Below are 18,728 nucleotides of genomic sequence, written 5' to 3' on the forward strand. Positions count from 1 at the left end.
GGGAAGAAGAATAAATGAACAGTTCTAAAAACACGATGGACAGTATAAAGCTTCCGGATCAGTCTAAGATAGACAATCTGCAGGACGGCTTTATAACAAAGAAGCCGAAAAACACAGGGTCGTTTGAGGATTTTGACAGAATAGTCGCTCCTACCTTTGCCCGCGCCGGAAAAGTTCAGGATATTCCGGAAAAGAAGGAAAAGGAGAACGATCCCGATGATTTTATACCCAAGCCCGACCCCACGCGGAAGGCTACAAGTACCGGCGTCAAGGTAGGAAAGCGCTATGTCGCCAAGCGGAGGCTGGCAAAGATCATAACAGGCTGCGTTATGGCAGTGGTAGTTATTTTGTTTTTCTTTCCGCCCTTTGTAACTAACAATACCGCTGAAAGCGGCTGTGAAAAAAGAAATATTTTTCAGACGATGGGACTTACCGAGTTAAAGGAGGATATGCTGAAAAACAAAGCGGTGTACAGCGAGGAGGGACTTTCGTCGGAGCTGAGCGACAGCTACAGGATATGCAAAATATCTCTGAATATAAGCAACATGACTCCTTTTGAGCTGAAAATACCGGGATATGAGATCGTATCGGCGAAAAGCGAATATAAGTCAAGGTTTGTTTACGCCGCACCGGAGAAAAACGGTGGATATATAATACCTCCTTTTTCAAATGAGCCTGTAACGGTAGAGGTGCTTATAAATGTTGCGTCAATGAACGATCAGCAGCTGGATGAGGCTGTCACAAGCCTTGTCCTGAAAACCTCGGGAATGAAGAAAAAGATCGGAAGATCCCTTTACTGCCCTTGTATTCCGGCGTTTGTATTCGTTTCAAACGCTTCCGTGTTTACTCTCGATTAAGAGCGCCGAGTATTGTCTTTATGACGCCTTATTCCCTTTCTCACCAGTATAAGAAATTCTGCATAATATATGTAAAGTCAGATGATTTAACGCACTGGCGGTGAATTTCTTTGAAAAGGAGAGAAAGCTTTATGCAAAGGCTGGTGATTGAGGGAGAGAAACGGATAAGCGGAGAGATAGAGGTTCAGGGCGCCAAAAACAGCGCGCTTCCGCTGCTGGCAGGGTGCGTGCTTGTAAAAGGAGAGATCGTTTTACATAACTGCCCCAGACTTTCCGACGTTTTCGCGGCGTGCAGGATACTTACGTGTCTTGGCTGCCGGTGCAGAAGTCAGGGCAATACGGTAACTGTAAAGTCGTATGAGCTTACAGGCAGCAGTGTTCCCGACGAGCTTATGAGAGAGATGAGATCGAGCATCGTGTTTCTCGGAGCAGTGCTGGGAAGAACGGGCGAATGTTCTCTTTCTTTTCCGGGAGGCTGCGAGCTGGGACCCAGACCTATAGATATGCATATTTCAGCGCTGAAGCAGATGGGCGTTTCCATAAAGGAGGAGCACGGAGTTTTAAGCTGTTCATGCGCCAGAGGGCTCAGAGGCGCGAAGATCTCGCTTTCCTTCCCGTCGGTCGGCGCTACCGAAAACATAATGCTTGCCGCCTGTCTTGCAAAAGGGGATACGGTTATTTATAATGCCGCAAGAGAACCGGAAATATCCGATCTTGCGAATTTCCTCAACGCCTGCGGAGCAAGGATAAGCGGTCATGGCTCCAGTACCGTATATATTACCGGGGTCAAGAGTCTGCACGGCTGCGAATACAGCGTTATGCCGGACAGAATAGCCGCCTGTACAATGCTCGCGGCAGCGGCGGTGACAAACGGAGAAATAAGCCTGAAAAATGCCAGAAGCCAGGATATAGATTCGGTCATTCCGGTGTTTGATCAGATGGGCTGTACGGTCTATCCTTATGACGACAGGATATATCTTTGCGGCAAAAAGCCGCTGAGAGCCGTTAAAACCATAAGAACCATGCCTTATCCGGGCTTTCCTACAGACGCTCAGGCAATAATAATGGCGGCTCTTACCAAAGCGCAGGGAACGAGCGTCATAGTTGAAAATATATTTGAAAACCGATACCGTCACGTTGACGAGCTTGTGAGAATGGGAGCCGATATCAAGGCAGAGGGCAAGGTCGCAGTTGTTGAGGGAGTGAAACGGCTTTACGGCGCAAGCGTGCGGGCGACCGACCTGAGAGGAGGAGCCGCTTTAGCAGTGGCGGCGCTGGCTGCGGAGGGTCAGACTGTTCTTACAAACGTAAAGCTGATAGACAGAGGGTATGAGGAGATAGAAAAGCAGCTTAGTCTTGCGGGCGCTTCGGTGCGGCGGGAGAACAGCTGAAAAACAAACCGAAAGGAGAGCCGTCCCGACGGACGGGATTTTTAAAATGAAGGACGTTGTTAAAAGCCGGCAGGACGACGGCGAATACAAGCTGATAAACGGACAGCGCGTAAAGGTAAACAGGAGAAGGCGCAGGAGCAATCTTAACAGCTACTATGCGCTGGCCGTTATTTTTGCCGCGGTGATAGTGCTTATTCTTTGCATGACAGTATTCTTTAACGTAAAGGCGGTCAATATTCAGGGCGTAAAGCTCTATACAAAGGAGCAGATACTGGCGGTAGGCGGAGTGAACAGCGGAGTAAATCTTATCAGAACCGATACGAAGGCAGTTGAAACCAGACTTAAGAATACTCTTGTCTATATTGACGACGTGCAGGTCAGCAGAAAGTATCCGTCGGAGCTTGAAATAAAGGTCACGGAGGCCGTAAAAGCGGCGCAGATAGAGAAAGACGGCAAATATTATATTCTGTCAGAATCAGGCAGGATACTGGAGGCGGACGTGCCGCTTGACACAAGCCTTATGCAGATAAAAGGCTTTGAGCTTAAAAGCCTTGAGCCCGGCAGCGCGCTGGAATCTGAGGACGCGTTTAAAACGAAGATACTGGATCAGCTTGTCGGCGAGATAGAAGCGTTGGATTTTGAAAACATAAACGAGATTGACCTTACCGACCGTACCGATATAAAAATGACCTATGACGGCAGAATAGATATACGTCTGGGAAGCTCGGTTGACATTGATTACAAGCTTACCTATATCAAGGCTGTGATAGACAAGAGCCTTTCTGATAATTATGAGGGGACCCTGCGGTATAACGGAGTAAACAGCGGAATTTCCGCGATACCTAAAAGCGATTCGGACTCCGCTTCCGACAGCGGTTCTGACGAAGCGGAGTCTTCTCAGGACGCCGCCGACGCTGATACACAGATAAACGCGGACGATCCGGCTCAGAGCAATGACAGCGGAACAGATTACTCCCAGGCATGGAGCGACGGAACCGGCGGCGATGATTACGGAGATTACAACGGAAATGAATATCAGGACGGATATTCCGGCGATGCATGGGATAACGGTTATACCTATCAGGCGGAAGCTTATTGAGTATATGAGTCGCTGGATTTTCCGTTTTATACATTTTTAATAAAATATTCAGAATACGTTTAATTAAGTGCTTTACATTTGCCGTGTTTTGTGATAATATAGTAATATATTTATGTCTATGGGGGTTTATGCGGTATTGCGCCGCGAATTCAAGTAAAAATAATGGATTTTATGCTATAAAATGCAATTAGGAGGATGTCAATTATGTCATACGAGTATGTTGAAGCACCTGTAGAGGGTGCCAGAATTAAGGTAATAGGCGTCGGCGGCGGCGGCGGAAACGCTCTCAACTGCATAGCCTGTGCAGGCATTGCCGGAAACGTTGATTATATTGCGATCAATACAGACATTCAGGCTCTCAAGGGCTCTAAGGCGACCGAGAAGATCCAGATAGGCTCCAAGCTTACTCACGGTCTGGGCGCCGGCGCAAAGCCTGAAATCGGCGAGGCTTCGGCTCAGGAGAGCAGAGATGAGATCGCTGAGGTGATCAAGGATGCGGACATGGTTTTCATCACTGCCGGAATGGGCGGCGGAACCGGAACCGGAGCCGCTCCCGTAGTTGCCGAGATCGCTCAGGAAATGGATAAGCTTACTGTTGCCGTTGTAACCAAGCCCTTTAATTTTGAAGGTCCGAAGAAAATGGAAAAGGCGGAAAAGGGAATCGCGGCAATGCTTGAGCACGTTGACGCTCTTATTGTAATTCCTAACCAGAATCTGCTTTCAGGCGGTCAGAAGCTGACAATGCGTCAGTCCTATGCTCTTGCCGATGAGGTTCTGAAAACTGATGTAATTTCTATTGCCGAAATTATTACAAGACATGACGAAATTAACGTAGACTTTGCGGATATTACTACGATTATCAAAAACGCCGGATTTGCTCATATGGCTATTGGTCACGGTCAGGGCAAGGACAAGGTTCAGGACGTTGTTTCTCAGGTTATTTCAAGCGATCTGCTTGAAACCTCTATTACAGGCGCCAAGAGACTGCTTGTTAATATAACCATGTCGGAGGATATTGTAGTTGACGAGATCGACGAGCTTACCAACGCGATCACTGAGGCTGTTGATCAGGACGCTGAGATCATTTTCGGAAACGGATACGATCCGGACGCTAACGACGAGGTTTATGTAACGGTTATCGCCGCTGATTTTGACGGAGTAAAGCCGACGGCTGACAGTAACGCGAAGAAAGCCGCTTTTTCAGCAAATTTCAGCGCCGCTTCGGACGACGCCAAGGCTGACGCAGAGGCTATGCATAAGGCGGGAGTGAAGGCCGCAGACAACCCGAATTACTATGACGACATCTTCAATATATTTAAAAATAAATAATTTGTTCCGCGCCTTTCTTAAAAATATTATGCTTGGTTTTGAATTTCCGAATTATTTATAAGAGAAAAGACTGCCGGAATAATAATCGTATAAAAATGTTATGGGGCGGATCGTTGTATCCGTCCTTTTTCGTATTTTGAAAGCTCTATTAAAGACATATATCCAGCAGACAGCAGAAGAACAGCCGGAGAAATTATTGATTGGCAATTTGCCTGTCGAAGATCAGGAAGCAGTATAAAACCATTGTTTGCCGCGATTCGTTAGGTGTCTGCTGTTCAAGAGGATATAAGGACTATCGGCGCGGTAATTTAAAAATGCTTGAGGGTGTACATAAAACTACTGAGAAAATTTTCAGGCTTTGTGAAAAGCCACTTGAAATCCAGCTGCGTTTTTGCTATAATAAAAATATGATAGTTTAATACTTTTACAGATTTGAGTTTTGACAAAATACCCAAAAAAACATCTGTCATTTGGTCAAACATTATAAACTTGAAAAAATAATTGGAAAGCGGTTGAAAATAAATTTAAAGTATAGTATAATTATATTAAACTTTAATTATCTTTGGAGGTAATGAATTATGGCAAGTAATGGATATTTGAGAACAGTCCGTATGGGTGGTTTTGATAAATCGGACGTTCTTGCTTATGTAGATGATTTGAACTCTAAGATCTATAACCTTGAGGCTCAGGTAACCGATCAGCAGGAAACTATTGAGCGTCTTGAAAAAACAGGAGGCGGAGCTCAGGGTGATTTTGAGGGCAAGAAGGAGCTTGAAAAGAAGGTTGAGGAAGCAAAGAATAAAATTGCCGAGCTGATGGCTTCAACAGATACAATGAAGGTTCAGATCGCGGATTATGAGCAGCAGATCACCGAAAAGGATTCTGAAATCGAGAAGCAGAAAAATGAAATCGAGGATCTTAAGGAAAAGCTTGAAAATGCGGAGGCCAACGCCGGAAGCGCGGCCGCGCCTGCATTTGATCTGGGAAGCGTATTTATTGAGGCTCAGAATACTGCCAATAAGGTAGTTACAGAGGCTAAAAAGGCGGCTAAGCAGATGGAGGACGAAGCCGCACAGCTTCAGACGCAGATCCTTGACGACGCTAACGCTCAGGCTGAAAAGCTTGTTACCGACGCGCAGAATGAGGCTAACAATACTATTAAAACCGCCAAGCAGAGCGCGGACGCGATGACTGCCGCCGCAAGAGCAGAAGCGGATTCTGTTACCAACGAGGCCAAGGCAAAGGCGGAAAAAATGATAGCAGACGCTACTAACGAGGCGGGAATTATCCGTGAAAAATCCTCCGGTCTCAGAAATTCCGTTAAGACGGAGTTCAGCTCTCTTAACGATACCGTTCAGAAGCTTGTTACTGCTCTCAACGATCTGTACGGGGCAAGCATCGGTTCTGTAAATACTGCCAGAGAGCTTATTGACGAGGGTCTTGATCTGGTTTCCGATGATGAATAACGACTGTGAAATAATTGAAGTGCGGGCGGAGGAGCTTAAGCGGCGCGCGGAGGAGTTTCGCTGCGGCGACAAGATACTGCTTACCGGCACGGTCTATACTTCGAGAGACGCCGCTCACAAGCGTTTTATGAAAATGCTGGACGATGGAGAAAAGCTGCCCTTTGAGCTTGAGAACGCTGTGATATATTATGCCGGACCTACTCCCGCTCCGGAGGGTAAGCCTATAGGCTCCTGCGGTCCTACGACTTCAGGCAGAATGGACAGATTCGCGCCAAGGCTGCTTGATTTAGGTCTGGGCGGAATGATCGGAAAAGGCGAGCGTTGTAAAGAGGTAAGAGACGCGATAGTACGCAACAAGGCGGTTTATTTATGTGCTGTAGGCGGAGCCGGCGCTTTGGCCTGCAACTGTATTAAAAGCTGCGAGGTAATTGCTTTTGAGGATCTTGGCTGTGAGTCGGTAAAACGGCTGTATGTTGAGAAGTTTCCTCTTATCGTTGCCGACGACTGCTTTGGTGGAGATATTTTCTCTCAGGGCAGAGCGAAATATGCTCAGGTATAAAAGAACCGTACTGCGGGTATTATTAACAGGGAGGAGTTATAGGCTTCTCCCTGTATTTTTAAAGACCTTGGGCAAATTTACTATTAAATTTGCCTGAAATGCAGACGATATTACAAATCTGTGGAAAAGTTAATTTTAATTTGAAAATTGCTTGACTTTAACGTTTAATCGTGATATGATATTATTACATCATATAGTGTGAATGGTGGGATATATTTTGGTAGATAACAGTCTGCTTGAAAAGGGCGGTTATGCTGAATGTTCCGATGAACAGCTTGCCGCTATGGCTAAGAAAAATGACGGGCAGGCAGTGCTTTCTCTTATTTCAAGGTATATCTGCGCTGTTGAGGCAAAGGCAAGATCCTTTTCCGGCGGTGTTTACGACGATGATCTGATTCAGGAAGGTCTTATGGGGCTGATGAGCGCTATCCAGAGCTTTGAGGCTGATAAGGAGGTCAGGTTCGGCACCTACGCTATGACGTGTGTAAAAAACAGAATGATTTCGGCGTTAAAAAAGGACAGGGCGATCTTGGAGGAAGCTGCCGGAGAGGATGACGAGCCGTCTCACGATCCTTCCGACATTCCGGAGAATATTGTCCTTGAGAAGGAACGCATGAATGAAATTTTTGAGAAAATTTATTCGGCTCTTTCGGAGCTTGAGTGGCGTGTATTTCAATTATACTTATCAGGTTTGGCTTATAATCAAATAGCATTAAAATTGAGCGTGTCCGTAAAAGCAGTAGACAACGCAATGCAGAGGGTTAGGCGAAAACTTAAGGCGGTTTTGAGATAGCTGCAAAAAAGAATTATTCTGTATTGTACGGCCGGGTAGCTTAATTACAGAGCGTTGTTTTAACAAAGGTGTCGGTGTAAGTCCGACCAGGGCACATTTTTATTTTAGCGAGGTATAAAATCATGTACGAAGACAAGACATTAGTATGCAAGGAATGCGGAAACGAGTTTGTTTTCACAGCAGGCGAGCAGGAGTTTTACGCAAGCAAGGGCTTTGAGAACGAGCCGCAGAGATGCAAGGCTTGCCGTGACGCAAGAAAGAGCGCTTCGAGATCCGAAAGACAGATGTACACAGCTACCTGTGCTGCCTGCGGCGGAGAAGCTGTAATTCCCTTTAAGCCGAACGAGGATAGACCTGTTTATTGCAGCGAGTGCTTCGCAAAAATGAGAGAGGAATAATTTCTCAGAAGAAATCTTTTTATAACCGCAGTAAGCGTTCAGCATTTAAAAAGCGAGTTTGGTTTGCAAATTCTGGCTTTAAGCATTGGACGCTGTGCTGATAGCTTGTCATATAAAAGCGGCAGGCTCCTTATTTAAAGACTCTTTGAGCTGCCTTTGTGGCGGCTCTTTTTGCTTTGTTAGGAAGCTTAGCTGAGTAAATTTACAAAATACTATTGCATTGCTATGAAAAATTGGTTATAATATAAATGTCGGTTTAAATGAAAGGAGCGTTGAAAATGGAATTTAAGGTTACAAAGGATACGATTATCGGCGATATTTTGGATCATGACGAAACGACGTCCAAGTATTTTACCGAAATGGGAATGCATTGTCTGTACTGCCCTTCATCCAGAGGGGAGTCGCTTGAACAGGCCTGCATGGTTCACGGCGTTGACGTCAACAATATGATAGAGAAGCTTAACGCGCATATTGCCGGCTGAGACGCTTATGCTGACTCAATACGCTGTTCATTGTCTGCCGACTTTGTACAGCGTATTTTATTAGGCGATACCGTATTTTAATTCGGAGCAAGCCCGATGTAAGCTCGGCTTTTCATCGGCTGCGGCGAAGCAACCTGCGCCAAACGCTGTATTTTGACAGCGAAGAGCTTCTGGCTCCTCAGGGTTTCAGTAGGGGATTACGTCCTCTGCTGAAAGTCTGATATGGAAACGTCTTCTTTAGAAAACGGGGACATAGGCGCTAGGTTATATTTGGGAGAGATTTTTTATGAACGATCAAAGACTGCTTGCCTGCGCGCGTCTTTGCAAAGGAAAAAAAGCCGTGGACGTAGGTACCGACCACGGTCATCTGGCGGCATATCTGATCACGTCGGGGATATGTGATAGCTGCATTGCCTGCGATATAAACGAAAAACCGCTTAAGGCCGCTGAGGATACTGTAAAAAGGTTTGGACTTGACGATAAGATACAGTTGGTTTTGTCAGACGGACTGGATAAAATATGTCCGGACGGCGTAACGGACATTGTAATAGCCGGAATGGGCGGAGAGCTTATAGCTGATATAATCGACAGGGCGGAATGGATCAAAGCGGACAGAGTAAATCTTGTGCTCCAGCCGATGACAAAATGGGATCATCTGAGAAAATGGCTGTATGACAACGGCTTTGAAGTCGTCAGTGAAATTCCCTGCGAGGAGGGCAGATTCGTCTATTCGGTAATGCAGGCGGTTTATACAGGAGTAAAGCCGGATTATAAATGCGATACAGAGTATCTTTACGCCGGACGGGTCGCCGCGGATACGGAGGACGGAAGAAAGTATCTGCTGCGTCAGGCTGAAAGGCTGGAAACGGCGGGCAGAGGAATGATAAATTCCCGTGAGAAGCGTTCTGCCGGAGAGGAATATATTTGGACGGCAAAAATGCTGAAAAAAATCGCGTCAGCAAATGATAGGAATGAGAATGATGATTACAATTAATGATATTTATAATTACATAGATATGCTTGCTCCGTACTCTTTGCAGACGGACTATGACAACAGCGGTCTTAACGTGACTTTTAACAGCGGCGGCGGAGTAAAGCGTGCGCTTATCGCTCTTGACGTTACAAATGAGATTATTGCCGAGGCTGAGCAGACAAAGGCTGATTTAATTATTACTCACCATCCTGTGATTTTCAGGGGGCTGAAAGCTCTTGACGAGCGTGATACGGCGGTCAGGCTTTGCAGAGCGGGTATCTCGGCGATTTCGGCGCATACGAATTTCGATTCGGCTAAGATGAACGATATCCTGTGCGAAAAGCTGGAGCTTGTGCCCGAAGAACCCCTTGCAGTGGAAAACGGAGCGCCTGTCGGATATGTGTGCGGCTGTCAGCCGGTTTCCTGCAAGGCTATGGCGGCAAGGGTCAGGGACGCGCTGGGAAATACAGTCGTAAGATATAACGCTTTGAGGGACGGTATGCTGTCGCGGATAGCGGTCTGCTCAGGCGGCGGAGGAAGCTTTTTAAGTGATGCGATGTCCAAAAAAGCGGACTGCTTAATTACGGGGGACGTAAAGCACGACGTATTTATCGATGCCCATAATGCCGGTATCTGCGTGATAGACGGAGGGCATTTCCATACGGAGAATATTTTCTGCGAATATATGCTGAAGGCGCTGTCCGAAAGGTTTCGCGAGGTTGAATTCAGGGTTGCCGTAAGCAACAGGGATATTTTATCATATCAGATTTAAGGAGTAGCGATTATGGCTCTTGACGGAGTATTTTTAAGACTTGTAAGGAATGAGCTTCAGCCTCTGATCGACGGGCGTGTGGACAAGATATACCAGCCTTCAAGAGAGGAACTGGTTATCGCTTTAAGGACCAGGGACGGCTCGTACAGGCTGCTGTTCAATACGGGAGCAGGAACAGCAAGAGTCCACGTTACAAAAGCGGAAATTGAAAATCCAAAGGTACCGCCGATGTTCTGTATGTTTATGCGCAAGCATTTATCCTCGGGAAGGCTTGTGGATATAAGACAGGACGGCTTTGAGCGTATACTTTATTTTGATTTTGATTCGGCAAACGAAATGGGGGATATCTGCCGTTTTACTCTTGCCGTTGAAATAATGGGCAGACATTCAAATCTTATTCTTATTGATTCCGAAGGAAGGATAGCGGACAGCATTAAGCGTGTCGGAAAGGATATGTCCGCGGTAAGAATGGTGCTGCCGGGAATGACCTATACGCTGCCGCCGAGAGAGAAAAGACTTTCCCTGCTCGACGATTCTGCTGAGGACATATGCGATATGATACGCACTTACACAAACCTCGCTCTGCCTAAAGCGCTGATGAAAGCGATAGAGGGCATATCGCCGGTATTCGCCAGAGAAGCGGAGTTTTTTGCCGGCAGAGGAAAGGAATTGACGGTTCAGGCTATGAGCCGCGACGATTTTGACAGGCTTGCGTTCTACCTCAGAAAGACGGCTGACGAAATACGCAGCGGCGTGAACAAATATACCGTTGTAAAAACCAAGGACGGAATGTTCAAGGATTTCTGCTTTACCTCTGTTAATCAGTACGGCGGTCTTATGGTTACGAAGCAGCTGGATTCGCCCAGCGAAACGCTTGATTATTTCTATTCCGAAAGGGACAGAGCCGCCAGAATGAAGCAGCGGTCACAGGATCTGTTTAAGCTGCTTGTGAACGTATCGGACAGGATAGCGAGAAGAACCGCTAACCAGCGGGAGGAGCTGAAGGAGTGCGCCGGCCGGGATAAGCTGAAAAAATACGGCGACCTTATAATGGCTAATCTTTACCGTCTGGAAAAAGGTCAGACCATGGCAGAGGTGGAGGATTATTATGAGCCGGAGTGTCCTTCGGTCAGGATCCCCCTTGACAGAAGGCTGACGCCTTCGCAGAACGCGCAGAAGTATTATAAGGAATACCGCAAAGCGGATACGGCCGAAAAAAAGCTGATTGAGCTTATCAGGCAGGGGGAGGAGGAGCTGGATTATATAGATTCGGTTTTTGATTCCCTGACGCGGGCGCAGAGCGAAAGCGATATAATTCAGCTGAGGCTTGAGCTTGCGGAGCAGGGCTATATAAAATCCTCAAAGCTGAAAGGAAAGCCTCCGAAAAGCCTGCCGCCTATAAGGTTTGTATCCTCCGACGGGTATGAGATAAGGGTCGGAAGAAACAACAAGCAGAACGATATGCTTACCTGCAAGGACAGCGAGAAGCTGGATATCTGGCTGCATACTCAGGGGATTACAGGCTCGCATACCGTTATTTCATGCCGGGGAGAAACGCCGCCGGACAGGACGATCGAGGAAGCGGCGGTTATTGCCGCGTATCATTCCAAGGGACGCGGCTCCTCGCAGGTACCGGTAGATTATACGCTGATAAAATATGTGAAAAAGCCTAACGGCGCAAAGCCGGGAATGGTTATATTTACAAATAACCGGACTTTGTATGTCAAGCCTGACGAGGCTCTGGCGGAAAAGCTGAGGGATAAAAAATAACGGGGCGGTTACATTATGAAAAAGCTTGATTTTAATTTTTTTGACCGCGACGCTTTGGAGGTAGCTCCCGAGCTGGCAGGCAAGATTCTGGTTTCCAGAATAAACGGAGAGGAGATCCGCGTAAGAATAACCGAAACCGAAGCCTACTGCGGAGAGAACGATACCGCCTGTCATGCGCACAAGGGCAGGACCAGGCGAACCGAAGCGCTTTACCGCGAAAGCGGAACGGTGTATGTTTACCTCTGCTACGGAATGCACTGGCTTATGAATGTGATCACCGGTGGTAAGGAAAATCCTCAGGGAGTGCTTTTCCGTGCAGGAGAGGGCTTTGACGGACCGGCTAAGCTTACGAAGCGTCTCGGCGTTACCGGCGAGCTTAATTTGCAGTCGTTTGTTGATAATCCGCTCATATGGGTAGAGGACGACGGGGAAAAGCATACCTTCCATACTGAGAAGCGCGTAGGCATAAATTATGCGGCTCAGGAGGATATCGACAAGCCATGGAGATTCGTTCTGGATAAGTAAATGCTTTTGAGCGAATTTTGTGAAGTCACGATTTTGTCTCGAAAGCGCGCAAATAAAGCAAGCCCGCCGGACGGGTGAAAAGAGGATATTGACAAATATATTTGTCTGTGATAGAATTAATACGCATGAATGGTTTAGTTTGGAGGAAATAAAAATGGGAGATGTTAAAATTTCTGACAGTGTGATTTATATCGGAGCGGACGACAGAGCTATTGATTTGTTTGAAAGCCAGTACAAGGTGCCCAACGGCGTATCATATAATTCATACGTTATTTTAGACGAAAAAACCGCGGTCATGGATACCGCTGACAACAGAGTTACCGACGTGTGGCTGGACAAGCTTGAAAAGGCGCTTGACGGAAGAAAGCTTGATTATCTTGTAGTTCAGCATATGGAGCCGGATCATTCGGGAAATATCCAGCGGCTTGCTGAGAAGTATCCTGAAATGAGGCTTGTCGGAAACGCAAAGACCTTTGCTATTATGAAGCAGTTCTTTACGATCGACGGACTTGACGAACGCTGCGTTACCGTTAAGGAGGGGGATACGCTTTCTCTCGGCAGTCATACGCTGCAGTTTATAATGGCTCCTATGGTTCATTGGCCTGAGGTAATGGTTACCTACGAGCAAAGCGAAAAGCTGCTGTTCTCGGCGGACGGCTTCGGAAAATTCGGAGCTTTGGACGCGGACGAGGACTGGGCGTGCGAAGCAAGAAGGTATTATTTCAATATAGTAGGAAAATACGGCGCGCAGGTTCAGGCTTTGCTGAAAAAGGCGGCAGCGCTTGATATAAAGATGATACTTCCGCTGCATGGTCCTGTGCTTAAGGAAAATCTGGGATATTATATAGATAAATACAACGTATGGTCAAGCTATGAGCCTGAGGATAAGGGCGTGCTGATAGCATATGCTTCCATTCACGGCCATACCGCCGCCGCGGCTGAAGAGCTTGCGCGGATGCTGAAGGAGCGTGGGGCTGAAAAGACAGTTCTGACCGATCTTTCAAGAACGGATATGTCAGAAGCGGTTGAGGACGCTTTCAGGTATGACCGAATGGTGCTTATGGCGGCTTCCTACGACGGCGGCGTATTTCCGGTTATGGAGGATTTTCTGCTTCACCTTAAATCGAAGCTTTATCAGAACAGGAAGATAGGCATTGTGGAAAACGGCTCGTGGGGACCGACTGCCGGCAGAGTTACGAGGTCCTATGCAGAGGGCTATAAGAACGTAACGATCGCCGAGCCTGCGGTTACGATTCGTTCGGCTCTTAACGAAGCTTCCAGAGCGGCTTTGGCGCAGCTTGCCGACGCTATGACCGTAAGTGAATAAGTATTGATATTTGTGTTATGAATGAAAAAATAAAAGCGCAGATTCTTCTGTTTAAGAGAATCCGCGCTTTTATTTATAACGGTTCGCGCTGTTCAAGCAATACTGTAAGCGGAAATTTTTTAATTCGCTGAGTAAAAACAGGCGGTCCGAAGCTTCTGCAAAGTCAGAATTTTCAGACCGCCTGCTGTGTTTTCAACACGTTTGGAAGAGGCTTAATCCTTTAAAATGTGGTTGATAGCCGAAAGCAGAGCGTTTATCGAGGAAACTATTATATCAGTGTTTCTTCCCGCGCCCCACACTGTTTTGCCGTTTGCCGAAATGCCGACGTATGATACCGCTTCGGCAGAAGAATGTCTGTCGATCGCGTGCTCCTCGTAGCTTTCAATAGTAAAATCAAGGGGAATAGCGTTTTTTAACGCGTTTGCGACCGCGTCAAGTCTGCCGTTTCCTGAAGCGGAGTAAACCGCTGTTCCTTTTCCGGGGATCGCCGCTGTAACGCTGGCGGTTATAGTTCCGTCGGTTTCCTGCACAAAATGGGATTCGCTTACGCTTACCGGAGAGCTTACGTTAAGATAATTGTTCTTGAATATCTCATAAATTTCTTCCGGCATAAGCTCCTTGTGCTTGTGGTCGGAAACGTTCTTTATCGCGTATCCGAAATTCTCCCTCATCTTTTTAGGGAGGTTGTAGCCGTACTTCTGCTCGAGAAGGTAGCCTATTCCGCCCTTTCCTGACTGTGAATTTATTCTGATAACGTCGCCGTCGTATTCTCTGCCGACGTCCTTCGGGTCGATAGGAAGATAAGGCACCGTCCAGTGATCAGGATCCTTTTCATCGCGCCATTTCATGCCCTTGGCGATAGCGTCCTGATGAGAGCCGGAAAACGCCGCGAATACCAGTCTGCCGGCATAGGGGCTTCTTTCGTAAACCTTCATTCTTGTAACGCGCTCGTAAAGCTCCACCAACGCCGGCATATCTGAAAAGTCAAGCTTGGGATCAACGCCGTGAGAAAACATATTCATTGCGAGAGTAACGATATCAACGTTTCCGGTCCTTTCGCCGTTTCCGAAGCAGGTTCCCTCGATCCTGTCGGCTCCAGCCAGCAGTCCGAGCTCGGAATCGGCTACCGCACAGCCGCGGTCGTTGTGAGGATGAAGAGAAACAATCACGTTTTCGCGGTATTTCAGATTATCGCACATATATTCAACCTGCGAGGCATAAATGTGAGGCAGCGACATTTCTACCGTTACCGGCAGGTTGATGATGACCTTTTTGTCCGCCGAAGGCTGCCAGATATCAAGAACGGCGTTGCATATTTCAAGAGCAAATTCCGGCTCTGTTCCTGTAAAGCTTTCGGGAGAGTATTCAAAAATGATATTTCCCTTTGCTTTCTCCCTGTACTCATTGCAGAGCCTTGCTCCGTCAGCGGCAATTTTGACGATCTCCTCCTTTGATTTGCGGAAAACCTGTTCTCTCTGCGCAACTGAGGTGGAATTGTAAAGATGTACGACCGCGTGCTTTGCGCCGTCTATAGCCTCAAAGGTCTTTTTTATAATGTGCTCTCTCGACTGGGTCAGAACCTGAATGGTAACGTCGTCGGGGATCATGTTTTTTTCAATAAGAGTGCGGCAGAATTCATATTCTGTTTCGGAAGCGGCGGGGAAGCCTATTTCTATTTCCTTAAAGCCGATTTTGACCAGATGATTGAAAAACTCGAGCTTTTCATCTAAGCTCATAGGGATAATGAGCGCCTGATTGCCGTCCCTAAGATCGACCGAGCACCACATGGGGGCGTGGTCGATGTATTCCTTTCTGGTCCATTTTAAAGATTCAACAGGAGGCATAAAGTAGCCTCTCTGATATTTTTCAACGTTTTTCATAGTAAGTTCCTCCTGATAATATGCTTATTGATAGTGATGAGCCGATTTTTAAAACTGCCGTGCCTTTTCGTTGACGGCGGCTTCGGCTGTAGTTTTATAGCTTCTTGAAATTGGGGCTGTCCTTATGCATAGTCGGTCAGACAGCCATTTTCCGTAATTGCTTTTCATGGACAGCTTCTCCTTTCTCTGTACTAAAAAAGCCCGTCTCTTATATTGAAGAGACGAGCGTTATCACCCGTGTTACCACTCTAATTCGTGCATAACTTGCGCTATGCTACCTCAGCCACATCTGACAATGTGCCGCTTTGTAACGGAAGCCTACCGTGTGAAGCTACTTGACCGAAAGCTTTCAGCCGTTTTCGCCGCACCTGCTCAGGGACGAGTTATTACATAAAATCCGTACTGCCTTGCACCTTACGGCAGCTCTCTGAAACTGAATAGTATGCTTTTTTTCCCATCATTGCATTTAATATATTTATATTATCATTATTATATTACACGAATCAGGTTTTGTCAACCGCGTTCATATTTATTTTACAACTGCGCAGTAAGACAGCTGTTTGCATACTGAAAATATTAAGAAATAAAAGAGTATATTTAAGAAATACATAAGATTAGTGTTGTTGACAAACATAATAGGCGGGAGTATAATGGATACTGTAAAGAAGGCACCGCGCAGTGACATAGCTTTGATCGGCTTTGTTTGTGTGCGGCAATATTTTGATAAATACAATTCTTCTTCAGAGGGAGCGTTGCGTATGATTTATGACAGTATAAAAAAGCTTGCGGCATATGGTCTTGAAACGGGACTTATCGGCAAAGAGGACAGGATTTTTGCCATCAACCGTATTCTGGAGGCGCTTGGTCTTGACGAATACAAGGAGCCTGCTCAGGAATATTCGGGGGTGGTTCTGGAGGAAGTTTTAAGGGAGCTTACCGATTACGCCTGCGAAAAGGGTCTGTGCGGGGACAGTATAGTTTACAGGGATCTGTTTGACACGAAGCTTATGGGTCTGCTTACCCCCAGACCGTCGGAGATCAATCAGCTGTTCAGGGGACTTTACAATCATCAGTCGCCGGAGGCTGCGACGGATTATTTCTATAAGCTTTCACAGGACAGCGATTACATAAGACGCTACAGGATCAAAAAGGATATGCGCTGGGTCGCGCCTACAGAGTACGGCGATCTGGATATAACCATAAATCTCTCAAAGCCGGAGAAGGATCCCAAGGCAATAGCGGCGGCAAGGAACGCCAGGCAATCAGGATATCCCAAGTGTCTGCTTTGCTATGAAAACGAAGGCTACGCCGGAAGGGTGGATTCCCCAGCAAGGCAGAATCACAGGGTGATTTCGCTGAAGATAAACGGCGAGGACTGGGGACTTCAGTATTCGCCGTATGTATACTATAACGAGCATTGTATTCTGTTCAACAAAAAGCATACGCCTATGGTTATAGACAAGGCGGCGTTTTCAAAGCTGTTCGATTTTGTTGAGCAGTTCCCGCATTATTTTATCGGCTCAAACGCTGATCTTCCTATAGTGGGAGGCTCTATTCTCGCTCATGAGCATTTTCAGGGCGGAAACTATACCTTTGCAATGGCTAAGGCTCCGGTTGAAAAGGAGCTTGTGTTCAAGGGCTTTGAAGGCGTAAAGGCGGGCATAGTAAAATGGCCTATGTCGGTCATAAGGATATCGTCGCTTGACAGGAACGAGCTTGCGGAGCTTGCCGGAAAAATACTTTCCTGCTGGAGAGGCTATACTGATGAAGAAGCGTTCGTTTTCGCTCAGGCGGACGGGGAGCCTCATAATACCATAACTCCTATAGCAAGAATGAGAAACGGAAGCTTTGAGCTTGATCTGGTTCTGAGAAATAATATCACCACAGAGGAGCATCCTCTCGGAGTATACCACCCTCACGCCGAGCTGCACCACATAAAGAAGGAAAACATCGGGCTTATTGAGGTGATGGGACTTGCGGTTCTTCCCGCGAGGCTAAAAGACGAAATGGACAGACTTGCAAAAGCGCTCGTCAGCGGAGAAGATCTGAGAAGCGATGAAACGCTTATGAAGCACGCGGACTGGGCTGAGGCGTTTTCCGCTTCGTACGATATAACCCGGGAAAACGTAAATGAAATTATTCAGAAAGAGATAGGGATCGTTTTCTCGAAGGTTTTAGAGCACGCAGGAGTGTTTAAAAGGAACGAAAAGGGAAGAGAATATTTTTCAAGATTTATAGAATATGTAAACAAATAAAATCTCAGGGCGGTGCAGAATACCGCCTGTTGTTTTGAAAGATAAAAAACTGATCTTGGAAGGAAGAAAGATATGACAACAGAAAAAAGAACAACGTCAAAGCATATTTTCATATATGCTTTGGCTGCGCTACTGACGCTTTTAGCGGTACGGTGTATCTATGTGCTGACGGTAATGCATAACGCCTATGACGTCAAGCCGCTGACAGATGAAAAAATCAAAGCCGCGGATGTGAACAACGCTTCAAAGCTTATGATAGTAGCTCATCCCGACGACGAGCTGCTTTGGGGCGGAGGACATCTTATGGAGGGCGGATATATGGTACTCTGTATTACCGACGGTAAGGACAGGGTACGCTCCGAAGAGTTTTATAGGGTGATGAAAGAATCCGGAAACGAGGGTATAATACTTGAATATCCGGATAAAGTAAGAGGAAAGCGCGACGACTGGTCCAGGGTGCGCGGCGGTATCGTGTCGGATATCGAAAGAGTGATGAAATATAAGGATTGGGAGCTTATTGTGACCCACAACAAAAACGGAGAATACGGTCATATTCATCACCAGATGCTTCACAGCTTTGTTACGCAGGTATATAACGACGATGAAATTGATTCAAGGCTATATTGCTTCGGGAAATATTTCAAAAGGTCAAAGCTTAAAGACGCGGAAAGTACGCTTACGCCTATTACCGCGCAGCAGCTTACCTATAAGGAGGAACTGGAAAAGCTGTATAAATCCCAGAGTGAAACGATTAAAAAGCTTAGTCATATGAACGAATATGAGATCTGGGAGGAATATCAGCCGCCGGTGCTTACGGTTGAATCCTGACGGCGTACCGTTCGTAGGCTTTGC

General features: G+C 46.6%; 17 protein-coding genes and 1 other annotated feature. Of the genes, 16 read left to right on the plus strand and 1 reads right to left on the minus strand.

All coding sequences use genetic code 11. The features are described 5' to 3' along the window. Nucleotides 1–14: 14 nt before the first annotated feature. From EIH25_RS11490 to EIH25_RS11555, 14 genes are all read left to right on the plus strand, one after another. Nucleotides 15–857, plus strand: coding sequence for a hypothetical protein (locus tag EIH25_RS11490; protein WP_124101173.1), 843 nt, complete (start codon nt 15–17; stop codon nt 855–857). Nucleotides 858–967: 110 nt separating this feature from the next. Then, nucleotides 968–2,248, plus strand: a complete 1,281-nt coding sequence (murA, locus tag EIH25_RS11495; RefSeq protein WP_347561946.1) for a UDP-N-acetylglucosamine 1-carboxyvinyltransferase — start codon at nt 968–970, stop codon at nt 2,246–2,248. 46 nt (nt 2,249–2,294) lie between these two features. Beyond that, nucleotides 2,295–3,347, plus strand: a complete 1,053-nt coding sequence (locus EIH25_RS11500; RefSeq protein WP_124101174.1) for an FtsQ-type POTRA domain-containing protein — start codon at nt 2,295–2,297, stop codon at nt 3,345–3,347. 204 nt (nt 3,348–3,551) lie between these two features. Beyond that, nucleotides 3,552–4,676, plus strand: coding sequence for a cell division protein FtsZ (ftsZ, locus tag EIH25_RS11505; RefSeq protein WP_124101175.1), 1,125 nt, complete (start codon nt 3,552–3,554; stop codon nt 4,674–4,676). 578 nt (nt 4,677–5,254) lie between these two features. Then, nucleotides 5,255–6,142 carry a hypothetical protein gene (locus EIH25_RS11510; protein WP_124101176.1) on the plus strand — a complete coding sequence of 296 codons (888 nt, stop codon included), beginning with the start codon at nt 5,255–5,257 and terminating at the stop codon, nt 6,140–6,142. After that, nucleotides 6,135–6,701, plus strand: coding sequence for a FumA C-terminus/TtdB family hydratase beta subunit (locus EIH25_RS11515; RefSeq protein WP_124101346.1), 567 nt, complete (start codon nt 6,135–6,137; stop codon nt 6,699–6,701). Before EIH25_RS11510 ends, EIH25_RS11515 begins: the two co-directional genes overlap by 8 nt. A 217-nt stretch (nt 6,702–6,918) precedes the next feature. Continuing rightward, complete coding sequence (locus tag EIH25_RS11520) at nt 6,919–7,494, plus strand: sigma-70 family RNA polymerase sigma factor (RefSeq protein WP_164489232.1); 576 nt, start codon at nt 6,919–6,921, stop codon at nt 7,492–7,494. 122 nt (nt 7,495–7,616) lie between these two features. Then, a complete protein-coding gene (locus EIH25_RS11525; RefSeq protein WP_124101178.1) occupies nt 7,617–7,892 on the plus strand; it encodes a zinc-ribbon domain containing protein in 276 nt (91 codons plus the stop codon). Between the two features lie 278 nt (nt 7,893–8,170). Further along, the gene (locus tag EIH25_RS11530; protein WP_124101179.1) at nt 8,171–8,374 is read left to right on the plus strand and encodes a DUF1858 domain-containing protein; all 204 of its coding nucleotides are present in this window, start codon (nt 8,171–8,173) and stop codon (nt 8,372–8,374) included. 286 nt (nt 8,375–8,660) lie between these two features. Then, nucleotides 8,661–9,368, plus strand: coding sequence for a class I SAM-dependent methyltransferase (locus tag EIH25_RS11535; protein WP_124101180.1), 708 nt, complete (start codon nt 8,661–8,663; stop codon nt 9,366–9,368). Next, nucleotides 9,355–10,119 carry a Nif3-like dinuclear metal center hexameric protein gene (locus EIH25_RS11540; RefSeq protein ID WP_124101181.1) on the plus strand — a complete coding sequence of 255 codons (765 nt, stop codon included), beginning with the start codon at nt 9,355–9,357 and terminating at the stop codon, nt 10,117–10,119. Before EIH25_RS11535 ends, EIH25_RS11540 begins: the two co-directional genes overlap by 14 nt. Nucleotides 10,120–10,131: 12 nt before the next feature. Continuing rightward, nucleotides 10,132–11,889 (plus strand): NFACT RNA binding domain-containing protein, encoded by a 1,758-nt coding sequence (locus tag EIH25_RS11545; RefSeq protein WP_124101182.1) that lies wholly within the window; start codon nt 10,132–10,134, stop codon nt 11,887–11,889. 15 nt (nt 11,890–11,904) lie between these two features. After that, the gene (locus EIH25_RS11550; RefSeq protein ID WP_124101183.1) at nt 11,905–12,414 is read left to right on the plus strand and encodes a DNA-3-methyladenine glycosylase; all 510 of its coding nucleotides are present in this window, start codon (nt 11,905–11,907) and stop codon (nt 12,412–12,414) included. Between the two features lie 154 nt (nt 12,415–12,568). Further along, nucleotides 12,569–13,741, plus strand: coding sequence for an FprA family A-type flavoprotein (locus EIH25_RS11555; RefSeq protein ID WP_124101184.1), 1,173 nt, complete (start codon nt 12,569–12,571; stop codon nt 13,739–13,741). Nucleotides 13,742–13,953: 212 nt separating this feature from the next. On the opposite strand, the gene EIH25_RS11560 is transcribed toward EIH25_RS11555, so the two are convergent. Then, nucleotides 13,954–15,621 (minus strand): 2-isopropylmalate synthase, encoded by a 1,668-nt coding sequence (locus tag EIH25_RS11560; protein WP_124101185.1) that lies wholly within the window; start codon nt 15,619–15,621, stop codon nt 13,954–13,956. A 214-nt stretch (nt 15,622–15,835) separates the two neighbouring features. Beyond that, nucleotides 15,836–16,091: a binding site (T-box leader), on the minus strand. A gap of 288 nt (nt 16,092–16,379) precedes the next feature. On the opposite strand from EIH25_RS11560, the gene galT reads away from it, so the two are divergent. Next, nucleotides 16,380–17,876: a UDP-glucose--hexose-1-phosphate uridylyltransferase gene (gene galT / locus EIH25_RS11565; RefSeq protein WP_124101186.1), complete on the plus strand. Its 1,497-nt coding sequence runs from the start codon at nt 16,380–16,382 to the stop codon at nt 17,874–17,876. 72 nt (nt 17,877–17,948) lie between these two features. Further along, nucleotides 17,949–18,704 (plus strand): PIG-L family deacetylase, encoded by a 756-nt coding sequence (locus EIH25_RS11570; protein WP_124101187.1) that lies wholly within the window; start codon nt 17,949–17,951, stop codon nt 18,702–18,704. Nucleotides 18,705–18,728 lie beyond the last annotated feature (24 nt).

The organism is Ruminococcus sp. Marseille-P6503, from assembly GCF_900604945.1.
GTDB lineage: Bacteria > Bacillota > Clostridia > Oscillospirales > Ruminococcaceae > FB2012.